Below are 12,721 nucleotides of genomic sequence, written 5' to 3'. Positions count from 1 at the left end.
GAGGGGACCGAGGCCGGGGCCCGCTTCGGCTGCGGGCCCGAGGGGAGGTGCGGCGTCGGCATGGGTGGACGGCGGTATGGTCGCCGCCGGGTGCTGGACGGGCGGCGCGGGCGCCCAGGGGCCGGGCTCGCCGTACGGCGGGGTGTCGTACGGGTCCGGGGCGTGCCGGGGGGCCGCTCCGGCGGCGGGCCCGGCGGGTGCCTCGGGCGCGTCCGGGGCGGGCCGGTCCTGCGGCTCAGAGGGTACCGGCGCGACCGTCTCCGGCCGGCTCCACCACTTCGGCCCTTCGGCCTTCCCCTCGTCCACGGTGCTCCCCTACGACGACCAGTCCTCCCTGGATTGAACCAGGAGTCGGCGCCGCCCGCAGCCGACCGCTCAGCGGGTCACGGGGAAGTGGCCGACCAGGGGGACGACCGAGTCGAGCGGAACGGGCGCGGCCGGGGAGGCCGCGGCGCCGCTCGTCGCGGCGGGAGAGGCGGACGAGGCCGCCGTCGACGGCGGGGCCTGAGCGGGTGCCGGGGTCACGCCCGGGACGGCGGACGCGGCCGGTGCGGCGATCGACCGCTCGTCGGCGGACAGGCCCAGCGGCCGGGTGAGGGCGCCGGGCCCGCGGCCGTCGGGCGCGCCGACGCCGTACGGGTGCATGCCGCCCGAGCCGGGGTGCATCAGGTCGCTGGTGGCGGTGCTCCACACGTCGGCCGCCGCACGGGCCGTCCCACCGGTGAACGGTGTCGCGGGGGCACCCGCGCCGCTGCGGGAGAGCGGGGTGCCGCCGGCTCCGTCGACCGCGGCGTCCAGCGGAAGGGCGCCGCCGAGCGCGATGGCCGCCATGGACACCGCGCCGGCCGCGGCGAACGCGAAACGGCGCCGGCCGCGGACCGCGGTGACGGACGGGGAGGGGCCGACGGGCGCGACCGCGGCGCCGGAGCTGCCGCTCTCGTGGATCCGGAAGCCGCGGGACGCGGAGGCCGACAGGGGCAGCGAGAACTCCTCGCGCGCCTTGCCGAACAGGCCGCCGCCGAGGCGCTCACCGCCGAGGCTGGCCGCCTCCATCAGTCCGCCGTCGCCGAAGGGTCCCCTTCCGCCGTCGCCGTCACCCCCGGGCAACTCCTGGAGGCGGGCGAGCAGGCCCGCCGAGATCGCGGGCGGCGCGGTGGCGGCCACCACGTCCTTCATCCGCCGCTGCTCGTCGGCCGCGGCCTTGCAGTCGGCGCAGGTCGCCAGGTGGGCCAGCACCCGGTCGCGGGCGTCGTCGTGCAGCTCACCGTCGACGAAGGCGGCGAGATGGTCACCCAAGTGCTGGTCGGCACACGTGAGGTGCCGGCTGACACCGTTGCTCACGTGCTCCCGCCCTCCAGGGCCGGCCGGCCGGTGGCCAGGACGGGCGCGCGGCCGGGACGGGCGGCCGGCGCACGGTGCTCCAGCGCCTTGCGCAGATGCGAACGACCACGGTGGATACGGCTGCGCACGGTGCCCAGCTTCACCCCGAGCGTCGCGGCGATCTCCTCGTAGGACAGCCCCTCGATGTCGCAGAGGACCACGGCCGCGCGGAACTCCGGGGCGAGGGTGTCCAGCGCCTGCTGGATGTCCGCGTCGAAGTGGGTGTCGGCGAAGTGCTGCGCCGGGGACGGCTCGCGGCTCGGCAGCCGCTCGGCGGCGTCGTCGCCGAGGGCGTCGAAGCGGATGCGCTGCCGCCGGCGGACCATGTCGAGGAACAGGTTGGTGGTGATGCGGTGCAGCCAGCCCTCGAAGGTGCCGGGGGTGTACGTCGACAGCGAGCGGAAGACCCGGACGAAGACCTCCTGCGTGAGGTCCTCGGCGTCGTGCTGGTTACCGGTGAGGCGGTACGCGAGGCGGTAGACCCGGGCGCTGTGCGTACTGACGATCTCCTCCCAGGAAGGGGGAGTCCACGCCTGGTTGTCCCGGTCGGTGGCGAAGGTCGCGTTGGCGGCCACAGTCGCGGACTCGTCGGTGCGCGGACGGTCGTCAGCTGTATCGGTCACGGATTTCGGCTCGCCGGCCGCCCTGCGGAAGCGCGACAGCACTCCCCGGTGACCCGCCGCAGCCGCACCTCCCCTGTCGGCTCTGGTGGTGTCCAGTAGAGCCCCTACCATAGCCACCTCGCCCGTTAGCTCCGGATAAATGCCGGGCGCATCGCTCCCGGCTCCTGTCGTTCAGGTCCGTCGCAGGTACCAACGCGCGGTCCCATCTGCGGGTTCCCGACCGCAACGGATACAGTCGCCGGGCGGGCTGCAACCGTCAGGCGGACAGGAGAGGGCAATTACCGGCAACCGGCAGGCGAGCTGGGCGTTCGCGGACGCCTTCGTCGCCGAGGACGACGCGCTGATACGAGCCCGCGGGCGGGCCCGTGAGGCAGGCGTGCGCCCGGTCTCCCCCGGCACCGGCGCGGCACTGCGGCTGCTGGCCGCCGCCACGGACGCCAAGGCGGTCGTGGAGATCGGCACCGGTGCCGGGGTCTCCGGCATCCACCTGCTGCACGGCATGCGTCCCGACGGCGTGCTGACCACCGTCGACACCGAGCCGGACCGCCAGCAGCTCGCCCGCACCGCCTACCGGGAGGCGGGATTCGCGGGGAACCGCGCCCGCTTCATCCCCGGGCGGGCGCTGGACGTCCTCCCCCGGCTCGCCGACGGCGGCTACGACCTGGTGTTCTGCGACGGGGACCGGCTGGAGTACCCGGACTATCTGGGCGAATCGTTGCGCCTGCTGCGTCCCGGGGGGCTGGTCTGCTTCGAGGGGGCCTTCGCGCAGGGCCGCTCCATGGACGCCGCCCACTCCGAGCCGGAGGTCATCCGGCTGCGCGAGCTGATGCGGACGGTACGGGACAACGCGGCCCTCGCCCCCGTCCTGCTGCCGACCGACGACGGTCTGCTCTGCGCGGTACGGCGCGGCTGAGAATTCCCCGCCCGGAATGCACCCGTTTCCGGAGCGGCGCCGGAACGGACAAACAAGTGGGCCCCCGGCGCATGGCGCCAGGGGCCCAAGGCTTGGATTGGCCGGTTCAGGCGATGGCCTTCTTCAAAGCCTCGCCGAGTGCATCCGCCTCGTCCGGAGTCAGCTCGACGACAAGCCGTCCGCCGCCCTCGAGCGGAACGCGCATGATGATGCTCCGCCCCTCCTTGGTCACCTCGAGCGGGCCATCACCCGTCCGCGGCTTCATGGCCGCCATGCTCGTTCCCCTTCCTGAAACCAGCTCTTCGCACACGGTGGCCCAGGCGCCACCGGACTCGAACACATTGGTTCTCAGCCATTATCCCGCATCGGGTGACCCGATGACCAACATCGGTTCCCATCCGTTCGAGAACCCTGTCCCGCAAAACCGTCCATTTCGGTGATCGCACTCTCGGGCGCGTTTGACGGAGGTCACATGTCCGCACCCGGCGATCTCCGGCATGCTGACCCCGAACGTGAGCCGCGACGAAGGGGATTACATGGCCGACACCGTGCTGTACGAGGTGAGCGACGGGCTCGCCACCATCACCCTGAACCGCCCCGAGGTGATGAACTCGCTGAACGTCGACACCAAGGTCGCGCTGCGGGACGCCCTCCAGGCGGCGGGCGCCGACCCCGCGGTGCGGGCCGTGCTGCTGACCGCGAACGGCAAGGCCTTCTGCGTCGGCCAGGACCTCAAGGAGCACGTCGGGTTCCTCCAGGAGGAGGGCGGTGGGCCGGCCATGTCCACGGTGCGCGAGCACTACAACCCGATCGTCACCGCCATCGCCACCATGCCCAAGCCGGTCGTGGCGGGGGTCAACGGGGTCGCCGCGGGCGCCGGCGCGGGCTTCGCCTTCGCCTGCGACTACCGCGTGGTCGCCGACACGGCCGCCTTCAACACGTCCTTCGTCGGCGTCGCTCTGACCGCCGACTCCGGGGCCTCCTGGACGCTGCCCCGGCTGGTCGGCCGCAGCCGCGCCGCCGACCTGCTGCTCTTCCCGCGCACGATCGGCGCGCAGGAGGCGTACGAGCTGGGAATCGCCAACCGTCTGGTGCCGGCCGGCGAGCTGGCCGCGGAGGCCGCCTCGGTCGCCCGCCGGCTCGCCGAAGGTCCGACGGTCGCCTACGCGGCGATCAAGGCCTCCCTCGCGTACGCCGAGGGCCACTCGCTGGCCGACACCCTGGCCAAGGAGGACGAGCTGCAGACGGCCGCCGGCGCCTCCGAGGACCACCGGATCGCCGTCGAGGCCTTCCTGAAGAAGGAGAAGCCCCGCTTCCTCGGCCGCTGAGCCGGGGCCTCGAAGGCGCGGCCGGCGCGGCCGGGCCGCTCAGCGACGGGCGCAGCAGTCGGCCAGGTGGTCGTCCACCAGGCCGCAGGCCTGCATCAGCGCGTAGGCGGTGGTGGGGCCGACGAAGCGGAAGCCGCGCCTCTTGAGGTCCTTGGCCAGCGCGGTGGACTCCGCCGTGACGGCCGGCACGTCCGCGACCGTGCGGGGTGCCGGGCGTCCGGCGGGGTCCGGGGCGTACGACCAGATGAGGGCGTCCAGGCCGCCCTCGTACCCCTCGCGCAGCGCCAGGGTGGCGTGCGCGTTGGCGACGGCGGCGTCGATCTTCGCGCGGTTGCGGATGATCCCGGGGTCGGCGAGCAGCCGCTCCCGGTCGGCGTCGGTGAAGGCGGCGACCGCGTCCGGGGAGAAGTCCGCGAAGGCCTTCCGGAAGCCCTCGCGGCGCCGCAGGATCGTGATCCAGGACAGCCCCGACTGGAAGGCCTCCAGGCTCAGCCGCTCGTAGAGGGCCGCCTCGCCGTGCACCGGGCGGCCCCACTCGGTGTCGTGGTACAGGACGTAGTCGTCCGTGGACAGCCCCCACGGGCAGCGCGCCAGGCCGTCCGGCCCGGTCACCGCTCCGCCGTCGCTCACAGCCCGCTCCCGGGCCCACGCGGGTCCTCCGGGGGCAGCGGGGCCTGCTCGGCGTCCTTGACCAGCGAGTGGCCGCCGAGCCGGGTGGCGTGGGCGCCGGCCAGCGCGGCCTCCAGGTCGGCGATGTGGGCGTCGCGCTGGGCCAGTTCCGCGCCGAGGCGCTCCAGTACGTCGTCGACGTCCAGCATGCGGTAGCCGCGCACGGTCACCGGCAGGCGCAGCCGCTCGACGTCCGCGCGGCCCACCGGGCGCTCCGGCGGCAGCCGGTCGTCCACCCGGTCCGGCTCCACGTCGCGGAGCACCCCGCCGTCGCCGAGCACCGCGAGGGCGACCGCGGCGACCACCGCGACCAGCGCGATGAGAATGAACCAGAACAAGACCTCTCCCGGGGTCGGCGCGACGTATACGCCACGATCGTGCCACGTCGCGCCGTGCCTGCGGTGTGCGGTCGGCGACTATCTTCGATCGGCGTACGACATTTCGAGGGAGGCGCGACATGCTGCGGCTGGGCACACGGGAATTCGGCGGGCACGAACCCGTGATCATGGCGATCGTGAACCGGACGCCGGACTCGTTCTACGACCAGGGCGCCACGTTCACCGACGCGCCGGCCCTCGAACGCGTCGAGCGCGCGGTCGCCGAGGGCGCCGCGATCATCGACGTCGGCGGAGTGAAGGCGGGCCCCGGCGAGGAGGTCTCGACGCAGGAGGAGATCCGCAGGACCGCGGGTTTCGTCGCCGAGGTGCGCCGGCGCCACCCGGACGTGGTGATCAGCGTCGACACCTGGCGCCACGAGGTCGGTGAGGCGGTGTGCGAGGTGGGCGCGGACCTGCTCAACGACGCCTGGGGCGGCGTCGACCCCCGGCTGGCCGAGGTCGCCGCGAAGCACGGCGCCGGCCTGGTGTGCACCCACGCGGGCGGCGCGCGGCCGCGGACCCGGCCGCACCGGGTGGGCTACGAGGACGTGATGGCCGACATCCTGGAGGTGACGGTGGGCCTCGCCGAGCGGGCGGCCGCGCTCGGGGTGCGGCGCGACGCCATCCTCATCGACCCGGGACACGACTTCGGGAAGAACACCCGGCACTCGCTGGAGGCGACGCGGCGGCTGCCGGAGATGACGGCCACCGGCTGGCCGGTGCTGGTCTCGCTCTCCAACAAGGACTTCGTGGGCGAGACCCTGGACCGCCCCGTCAAGGAGCGGCTGATCGGCACCCTGGCGACGACCGCCGTCTCGGCGTGGCTCGGCGCCCGGGTGTATCGGGTGCACGAGGTCGCCGAGACGCGCCAGGTGCTGGACATGGTGGCCTCGATCGCGGGACACCGGCCCCCGGCGGTCGCCCGGCGGGGGCTGGCGTAGGGCCCGCGGTTCAGTCGCCGATCCCCTTGGTCACCAGGGCGACCGCCTCGTCGACGTCGTCCGTGAGGTGGAGGAGTTCCAGGTCGACGGGGGACGCCTTGCCGCCGTCCACGACGGTGTCGCGGACCCAGTCGACCAGACCGCGCCAGTAGGCGGAGCCGAACAGGACGATGGGGAACCGCGTGACCTTGCGGGTCTGGACCAGCGTGAGGGCCTCGAAGAGCTCGTCGAGGGTGCCGAAGCCGCCCGGCAGCACGATGAACCCGGAGGCGTACTTCACGAACATCGTCTTGCGGACGAAGAAGTAGCGGAAGTTCACGCCGATGTCGACGTAGGGGTTGAGCCCCTGCTCGAAGGGGAGCTCGATGCCCAGGCCCACCGAGACCCCGCCTGCCTCGCAGGCGCCCCGGTTGGCCGCCTCCATGGCGCCGGGGCCGCCGCCGGTGATGACGGCGAAGCCCGCCTCGGCCAGGGCACGGCCGATGCGGACGCCGTTCTCGTAATCGGCCGAGCCCTCGGCCATCCGGGCGGAACCGAAGACGCTGACCGCGCTGCCGAGTTCGGCGAGCGCGCCGAAGCCCTCGACGAACTCCGACTGGATGCGCATCACGCGCCACGGGTCGCCGTGGACCCAGTCCGAGGGTCCACGGGTGTCCAGCAGCCGCTGGTCGGTCGTGGACTTCTGCACCTGGCCCCGGCGCCGCAGGACGGGACCGGTGTGGCGCTCGGGCCAGCCGCGCCCCGTGGGGCTGCCCTCCGCCGCGGCTGTCTCGGCGGCCGACGCCTCCTCCGCGTCACTGTCCATGTCGCGCTCCTTTCGCTGCCGTCCGGTCAGGGTACGACCGCGTCCGGCGGGCGGATCAAGAACGCGCCGCTGAATTGCCCGTTACGAGAGCCAGGCACGCAGCTTCTCCTCGGCCTCCAGGACGGCGGCGACGGCGACGTGCTCCTCGCGGGTGTGGGCGAGCCGGGGGTCACCGGGACCGTAGTTGACCGCGGGGACGCCCAGCGCGGAGAAGCGGGCCACGTCGGTCCAGGCCTCCTTGGGCGCGGGCTCGGTGCCGATGGCCGCGACGAAGGCGGCCGCCGCCGGGTGGGACAGGCCCGGCAGGGCACCGGGGGCGCTGTCGGTGAGCCGCACCTCGTAGCCCTCGAAGACCTCACGGACGTGGTCGAAGGCCTCGGCCTCGGAACGGTCGGGGGCGAAGCGGAAGTTGACGATCACCGCACAGGAGTCGGGGATCACGTTGCCGGCGTGACCGCCCTCGATCATGACCGCGTTGAGCCCCTCGCGGTAGACGAGGCCGTCGACGGCCGCCTGCCGCGGCGCGTAGGCGGCGAGCCGGGCCAGCACGGGCGCGGCCTTGTGGATGGCGTTCTCGCCCAGCCAGCTGCGCGCGGAGTGGGCGCGGCGGCCGGTGGTCTCCACGCGCACCCGCAGGGTGCCCTGGCAGCCGCCCTCGACCTTGGCGTCGGTGGGCTCGAGGAGGACGGCGAAGTCGCCGGCGAGCCATTCCGGGTGGTTCTCGGCGAGCCGCTTGAGGCCGTTGTGCTCCGCCGCGATCTCCTCGGCGTCGTAGAAGACGAAGGTCAGGTCGCGGTTGGGTGCGGTGAGGGTGGCGGCGAGCCGCAGCTGGACGGCGACCCCGGACTTCATGTCGGAGGTGCCGCAGCCCCACAGGACGCCGTCCTCGTCGAGGCGGGACGGCACGTTCTCGGCGATCGGCACGGTGTCCAGGTGCCCGGCGAGCACGACCCGCTCGGCCCGGCCGAGCCGCGTGCGGGCGACGACGGCGTCCCCGTCCCGGTCCACCGTCAGGTGCGGCAGGGCGCGCAGGGCACTCTCCACGGCGTCCGCCAGCGGTTTCTCGGCGAGGCTGACGGAGGGGATGTCGACGAGCTGCGCCGTCACGGCGGCGGCGTCCTGGCTGAGATCGAGCACGGGCCGTTCCATGCCGCCGACCCTACCGGGGGGGGCGGGTCGGGGCCCCGGCACAGCGGGCTTCGGTACGGTGTGCGCGTGCCGAAGCCACCGTCGACCTCGACACCCGCCGCACGCGCCCCCCGCAGGCGGGGGCGCGCTGCCCGTCTGGTCACCGCGGGCCTGGTCCTGCTGGGGGTCGCGGGCTACGCCGCCTACCACCTGGCCGGTGTCGGGGGCGGTCCGCGCCATCCGGCGTGCACGGTCACCACGCAGGCGGGCAGCCTCACCCTGGAGCCCCAGCAGGCGGCGAACGCCTCGACGATCGCCGCGGTGGCGACCTCGCGCGGGCTGCCGGAGCGGGCGGTGACGATAGCGCTGGCCACCTCCATGCAGGAGTCGGCGCTGCGCAATCTCGACCACGGCGACCGCGACTCGGTCGGCCTGTTCCAGCAGCGCCCTTCGCAGGGCTGGGGCACGGCGGCGCAGATCATGGACCCGGTCTACGCCTCCAACGAATTCTTCGACGGCCTGGTGAAGATCCACGGCTATTCCCGGCTCCCCCTCACGGTGGCCGCCCAGAAAGTGCAGAAGAGCGGCTTCCCGCAGGCGTACGCCAAGCACGAGGCGGACGCCGCGCTGCTGGCCGGGGCGCTCACCGGCCGCCACGCCGGGGCGCTGACCTGTGTCACCCCGGTCGCCGCGGGGAGGACGGTCTCCGGGGGCGACCCGGCGAAGGTGCGGCAGCGGCTGGTGCGGGAGTTCGGGGCCGATGTGGCGCCGCGGACCACCGAGACGCCCGCGGACCCGGAGGACGATGCCGCGCGGGACGAGGCCGCGCAGGACGCCAAGAACGGTGCGCGGGGCGGGGGTCCGGCCCGGCGCACGGTGTCCGTTCCGTCGGCCCCGTCGGGGAACCAGGCGCACGGCGACGAGAGCCGGCGGGGCTGGGAGCTGGCCCAGTGGGCGGTGGCGCACGCTCATGAACTGAAGGTGGAGAAGGTGTCCTTCGGGAACCGCCAGTGGTCGGCGGAGACCTCCGACCGGGGCTGGACCGAGTCGCATTCCGGTGCCGCGCACACGACCGAGGGCGACGTCAGGATCACCGTCGCGCAATAGTACGGGCATTCACCCCCAGGCGGGTGATTGATACGCCAAAACCATCAGATGTGAATCCCCTCGTTCGGGGGTGCGAAAAAAGCTTCTGATCAAGGGCTGTGACGTTTCCGCGACACTTACCGCTCCGCCCGAATTGATCCGCTTTACCGCCCCGGGAATCCCATCGCATTACCAACTCTTTACTCTTGGCGGCCGCAACCTTCGGCCCCCTTCACGCGGTAGTCACGACGTCCGCCCCGCGGACATGTCACGTCGAAACCGTCGTCTCTCCGTCAAAGGAGCACCATGTCTCTCCCCCTCGCGCGTCGGATCGCCCGGGCCGCTCTGCTGGTCGGCGCGGCCGCGGCTCCCCTCATCGGTGCCGGTGCCGCGTCCGCCGCCGCGCTGCCGCAGGTCGGCGACCTGGGTGGGCTGACCAACGTGGACAAGGCCCCCGAGCTCACCGGCACCGTGAACGGTGTGGCCAAGAAGTCCGGTGCCGTGAAGACCGTGCAGGAGGCGCTGCCCGCGACGACAGAGACGGTCGGCGGCCTGGCCAAGAGCGCACAGCCGACCGTCAAGGGCACGGCGACGCAGGCCGCCACGACAGTCGGCGGCGCCGCCCAGGAGCTCGGGAAGACCGCCAAGGGCGGGCTGCCGGGCGGCCTCCCCTCCACCGGCCAACTGCCCCTCCAGGGGCTCCCCATCGGCGGCTGACCCCCCACAGCCGCACCGAAAGGGCCCGGGGAGCGGTGCTCCCCGGGCCCTTTGCGCCGTCGTGTGCGCCGTCGTGGTGCCGCGGGCTCAGGAGGACAGCCGGCGCACCGCCGCCGCGACCCGCTCGTCAGTGGCCGTGAAGGCGACCCGTACGTACCGCTCCCCCGCCGCACCGTAGAAGTCGCCGGGCGCCACGAGGATGCCGTGCTTGGACAGGTCCGCCACCGTGTCCCAGCAGGACTCGTCGCGCGTGGCCCACAGGTACAGGCTCGCCTCGCTGTGCTCCACGCGGAAGCCGGCGGTCTCGAAGGCCTCCCGCAGCGCCGCCCGCCGCCGCGCGTAGCGCTCGCGCTGCCGGGCCACATGGGCGTCGTCCCCGAGCGCGGCGACCGTGGCGGCCTGCACCGGGGCGGGCGTCATCATGCCGCCGTGCTTGCGGATCTGCAGCAGCTCGCCCAGCACGGCCGGGTCGCCCAGGAGGAAGGCCGAGCGGTAGCCGGCCAGGTTGGAGCGCTTGGACAGGGAGTGGACGGCCACGATGCCCTCGTAGGAGCCGCCGCAGACGTCCGGGTGCAGCACCGAGACCGGGTCGGCGTCCCAGCCCAGCTCCAGGTAGCACTCGTCGCTGAACACCAGCACGCCGTGCTCGCGAGCCCAGGCGACCGCACGGGTCAGCTCGTCCTTGGACAGCACCCGACCGGTGGGGTTGGAGGGGCTGTTGAGCCACAGGAGCCGCAGTCCGGCCGGGTCGGGCTCGGTCGGTTCGTCGTAGACGACCGCCTCGGCGCCCGCCAGCCGCGCCCCGACCTCGTACGTCGGGTAGGCGAGCCGCGGGTACGCCACCTTGTCGCCCGCGCCGAGGCCCAGTTGGGTCGGCAGCCAGGCGACCAACTCCTTGGAGCCGACCACCGGCAGCACGTGCGCGTCGGTCAGCCCGGCGGCGCCCAGCCGGCGCCCGGCCCAGCCGGTGATGGCGGCGCGCAGCTCGGGCGTCCCCCACACGGTCGGGTACCCGGGGCTGTCCGCGGCACCGGCCAGGGCCCGCTGCACGATGTGCGGGACGGGGTCGACCGGGGTGCCGACCGACAGGTCGACGATGCCGCCGGGATGGGCGGCCGCCGTGGCCTTGTACGGTTCGAGCCGGTCCCACGGGAAGACGGGGAGTCTGGACGAGACTGGCTGCGCCACGGTGGTGCTCACTTTCCGTTCCTCGCAGGCACGCGGCCTGCCACTGCCTCAAACACGGCGGTCCCGCACGGCGATGTGCCGTACGGGACCGCCCGGCAACTGTCGGGTCACTCGCCCTGCGGCGGCAGGGCGGCGATGAAGGGGTGGTCGCGCTCGATCAGCCCGAGCTTGGAGGCACCACCGGGCGAGCCGAGCTCGTCGAAGAACTCGACGTTCGCCTTGTAGTAGTCCTTCCACTCCTCCGGGGTGTCGTCCTCGTAGAAGATGGCCTCCACCGGGCAGACCGGCTCACAGGCTCCGCAGTCGACGCATTCGTCCGGGTGGATGTACAAGGACCGCTGGCCCTCGTAGATGCAGTCGACGGGGCACTCCTCGATGCACGCCTTGTCCTTGACGTCGACACAAGGCTGCGCGATGACGTAGGTCACGCTGTCGTTCCTCCTCGATAGGGCTGTCTCGCGCGGGAGCGCGGCGTCGTAGATGCCCGCCCCTAGTATCTCCGTTCTTGGGCAGCAGACGAACAGGAGGGGCGGTCATGAGCATGGATTTCACCGCCGGAGGCCGGCTCGAGGTGCGCATAACCCCTTCTGACGTGGGCAAACGCGTCTCGGTACGGAGAGTCGCGGAGATCGTCGAGGGACGGCCGGTGTTCGCCGACGCCGTCGGGATTCTCACATCGTGGGACGAAGGGGTGCTTGTCGTCACCCGTAGGGACGGGGAAACCGTCCGCATCGCGGAATCGTCCCTGGTGGCAGGCAAGATCGTGCCCGACGCACCGGCGCGCCGCGGGGCCCGGGCGCCCCGCGCGACGGCCCGGGAACTGCAGGAATCGGCCTCCCGCTGCTGGCCCGCGCAGGAGACCGCCCGGCTGGGTGCGTGGACGCTCCGCGCGGCCGGCGGCTTCACCCGGCGCGCCAACTCCGTGCTGCCGCTCGGCGATCCTGGCGTACCCCTGACGGAGGCCGTCGCACGGATCGCCCGCTGGTACGGCGACCGCGGACTGCCGCCGTATGTGCAGGTCACCACGGGCGCGGAGGACTCCGACGAGACGCTGGCGGAGGCGCTGGGCGGCCTCGGCTGGACGGCGGAGGGCCACGCCCTGCTGCGCACGGCCGCGCTGGCGCCGATCGCCGACCTGCCGGGCGCCGAGGCCGTGCACCTGTCCCGGGAGGCCGACGCGGCCTGGCTCGCCCGCTACCACCGCACGGGTGACCTGGGCGACGCGGCGCTGAAGGTGCTGGGCGGTGGTCCCTCCGTGTGGTTCGCCACGGTGCCGGCGGAGGGCGACCCCGCCGCCGGGCCGGCGGCGATCGGTCGCTGCGTCGTCGACGGCCGGTTCGCCTCCTTCGGTGCCGTCGAGGTGGCCCCGGACCAGCGGCGGCGCGGGCTGGCCCGGGCCGTGATGGCCGCGCTCGCCCGCAAGGCGCTGGACGAGGGCGCCTCCGGCGCGTACCTGCAGGTCGAGACCGACAACGAGGGCGCACGCGCCCTCTACGACCGGATGGGCTTCACCACCCACCACGCCTACCACTACCGGCGCGGCCCGCTGCCCGCGGGAGGGTGAGA

Annotated in this window: 15 protein-coding genes and 1 pseudogene; 6 read left to right on the top strand and 10 right to left on the bottom strand. The window is 73.5% G+C overall.

The window, feature by feature from the left end:
• The 3 genes and pseudogenes from PV342_RS33145 to sigE form a co-directional block, all read right to left on the bottom strand.
• A pseudogene (locus PV342_RS33145) lies at positions 1-306 on the bottom strand (protease); the annotation flags it as partial.
• A gap of 69 nt (positions 307-375) precedes the next feature.
• Positions 376-1,341 carry a zf-HC2 domain-containing protein gene (locus PV342_RS33140; protein ID WP_500319917.1) on the bottom strand — a complete coding sequence of 322 codons (966 nt, stop codon included), beginning with the start codon at positions 1,339-1,341 and terminating at the stop codon, positions 376-378.
• The gene (sigE, locus tag PV342_RS33135) at positions 1,338-2,114 is read right to left on the bottom strand and encodes an RNA polymerase sigma factor SigE (protein ID WP_026251437.1); all 777 of its coding nucleotides are present in this window, start codon (positions 2,112-2,114) and stop codon (positions 1,338-1,340) included. The genes PV342_RS33140 and sigE overlap by 4 nt, the downstream gene beginning before the upstream one ends.
• Positions 2,115-2,250: 136 nt before the next feature.
• On the opposite strand from sigE, the gene PV342_RS33130 reads away from it, so the two are divergent.
• Positions 2,251-2,916, top strand: a complete 666-nt coding sequence (locus PV342_RS33130) for an O-methyltransferase (protein ID WP_026251436.1) — start codon at positions 2,251-2,253, stop codon at positions 2,914-2,916.
• Between the two features lie 106 nt (positions 2,917-3,022).
• Here PV342_RS33130 and PV342_RS33125 read toward each other — a convergent pair whose 3' ends face one another.
• Complete coding sequence (locus PV342_RS33125) at positions 3,023-3,190, bottom strand: DUF3117 domain-containing protein (RefSeq protein WP_018561471.1); 168 nt, start codon at positions 3,188-3,190, stop codon at positions 3,023-3,025.
• A 262-nt stretch (positions 3,191-3,452) separates the two neighbouring features.
• Here PV342_RS33125 and chcB point away from each other — a divergent pair, with 262 nt between their 5' ends.
• A complete protein-coding gene (gene chcB / locus PV342_RS33120; RefSeq protein WP_391577668.1) occupies positions 3,453-4,244 on the top strand; it encodes a 2-cyclohexenylcarbonyl CoA isomerase in 792 nt (263 codons plus the stop codon).
• Between the two features lie 39 nt (positions 4,245-4,283).
• Here chcB and PV342_RS33115 read toward each other — a convergent pair whose 3' ends face one another.
• A complete protein-coding gene (locus PV342_RS33115) occupies positions 4,284-4,874 on the bottom strand; it encodes a DNA-3-methyladenine glycosylase I (RefSeq protein ID WP_500319915.1) in 591 nt (196 codons plus the stop codon).
• Complete coding sequence (locus PV342_RS33110) at positions 4,871-5,251, bottom strand: hypothetical protein (protein ID WP_018561468.1); 381 nt, start codon at positions 5,249-5,251, stop codon at positions 4,871-4,873. The genes PV342_RS33115 and PV342_RS33110 overlap by 4 nt, the downstream gene beginning before the upstream one ends.
• A gap of 119 nt (positions 5,252-5,370) precedes the next feature.
• Here PV342_RS33110 and folP point away from each other — a divergent pair, with 119 nt between their 5' ends.
• Positions 5,371-6,231, top strand: a complete 861-nt coding sequence (folP, locus tag PV342_RS33105) for a dihydropteroate synthase (protein ID WP_386994115.1) — start codon at positions 5,371-5,373, stop codon at positions 6,229-6,231.
• Between the two features lie 10 nt (positions 6,232-6,241).
• On the opposite strand, the gene PV342_RS33100 is transcribed toward folP, so the two are convergent.
• Positions 6,242-7,036 carry an LOG family protein gene (locus tag PV342_RS33100; protein WP_400798653.1) on the bottom strand — a complete coding sequence of 265 codons (795 nt, stop codon included), beginning with the start codon at positions 7,034-7,036 and terminating at the stop codon, positions 6,242-6,244.
• 81 nt (positions 7,037-7,117) lie between these two features.
• The gene (dapE, locus tag PV342_RS33095; RefSeq protein WP_500319913.1) at positions 7,118-8,185 is read right to left on the bottom strand and encodes a succinyl-diaminopimelate desuccinylase; all 1,068 of its coding nucleotides are present in this window, start codon (positions 8,183-8,185) and stop codon (positions 7,118-7,120) included.
• Between the two features lie 66 nt (positions 8,186-8,251).
• On the opposite strand from dapE, the gene PV342_RS33090 reads away from it, so the two are divergent.
• Both PV342_RS33090 and PV342_RS33085 read left to right on the top strand, forming a co-directional pair.
• Positions 8,252-9,271: a VldE C-terminal domain-containing protein gene (locus PV342_RS33090; protein ID WP_500319911.1), complete on the top strand. Its 1,020-nt coding sequence runs from the start codon at positions 8,252-8,254 to the stop codon at positions 9,269-9,271.
• A gap of 285 nt (positions 9,272-9,556) precedes the next feature.
• A complete protein-coding gene (locus PV342_RS33085) occupies positions 9,557-9,967 on the top strand; it encodes a hypothetical protein (protein WP_018561463.1) in 411 nt (136 codons plus the stop codon).
• An 87-nt stretch (positions 9,968-10,054) separates the two neighbouring features.
• On the opposite strand, the gene dapC is transcribed toward PV342_RS33085, so the two are convergent.
• A complete protein-coding gene (dapC, locus tag PV342_RS33080; RefSeq protein WP_500319909.1) occupies positions 10,055-11,167 on the bottom strand; it encodes a succinyldiaminopimelate transaminase in 1,113 nt (370 codons plus the stop codon).
• Between the two features lie 95 nt (positions 11,168-11,262).
• Positions 11,263-11,583, bottom strand: coding sequence for a ferredoxin (gene fdxA, locus PV342_RS33075; RefSeq protein ID WP_018561461.1), 321 nt, complete (start codon positions 11,581-11,583; stop codon positions 11,263-11,265).
• A gap of 113 nt (positions 11,584-11,696) precedes the next feature.
• Between fdxA and PV342_RS33070 the strand changes: the two genes are divergently transcribed.
• Positions 11,697-12,719, top strand: a complete 1,023-nt coding sequence (locus PV342_RS33070; RefSeq protein WP_400799247.1) for a GNAT family N-acetyltransferase — start codon at positions 11,697-11,699, stop codon at positions 12,717-12,719.
• The last annotated feature ends 2 nt before the right edge of the window (positions 12,720-12,721 follow it).

The organism is Streptomyces sp. PA03-3a (assembly GCF_033792735.1).
GTDB lineage: Bacteria > Actinomycetota > Actinomycetes > Streptomycetales > Streptomycetaceae > Actinacidiphila.
Note: the sequence above shows the minus strand (reverse complement) of the source record. Positions and strands in the feature narration are given on the sequence as shown.

Coding starts and splice junctions, on each gene's coding strand:
- sigE (WP_026251437.1), bottom strand. CDS start 2,114: ATGGTAGGGGCTCTACTGGACACCACCAGAGCCGACAGGGGAGGTGCG.
- PV342_RS33125 (WP_018561471.1), bottom strand. CDS start 3,190: ATGGCGGCCATGAAGCCGCGGACGGGTGATGGCCCGCTCGAGGTGACC.
- chcB (WP_391577668.1), top strand. CDS start 3,453: ATGGCCGACACCGTGCTGTACGAGGTGAGCGACGGGCTCGCCACCATC.
- folP (WP_386994115.1), top strand. CDS start 5,371: ATGCTGCGGCTGGGCACACGGGAATTCGGCGGGCACGAACCCGTGATC.
- PV342_RS33100 (WP_400798653.1), bottom strand. CDS start 7,036: ATGGACAGTGACGCGGAGGAGGCGTCGGCCGCCGAGACAGCCGCGGCG.
- dapE (WP_500319913.1), bottom strand. CDS start 8,185: ATGGAACGGCCCGTGCTCGATCTCAGCCAGGACGCCGCCGCCGTGACG.
- PV342_RS33085 (WP_018561463.1), top strand. CDS start 9,557: ATGTCTCTCCCCCTCGCGCGTCGGATCGCCCGGGCCGCTCTGCTGGTC.
- PV342_RS33070 (WP_400799247.1), top strand. CDS start 11,697: ATGGATTTCACCGCCGGAGGCCGGCTCGAGGTGCGCATAACCCCTTCT.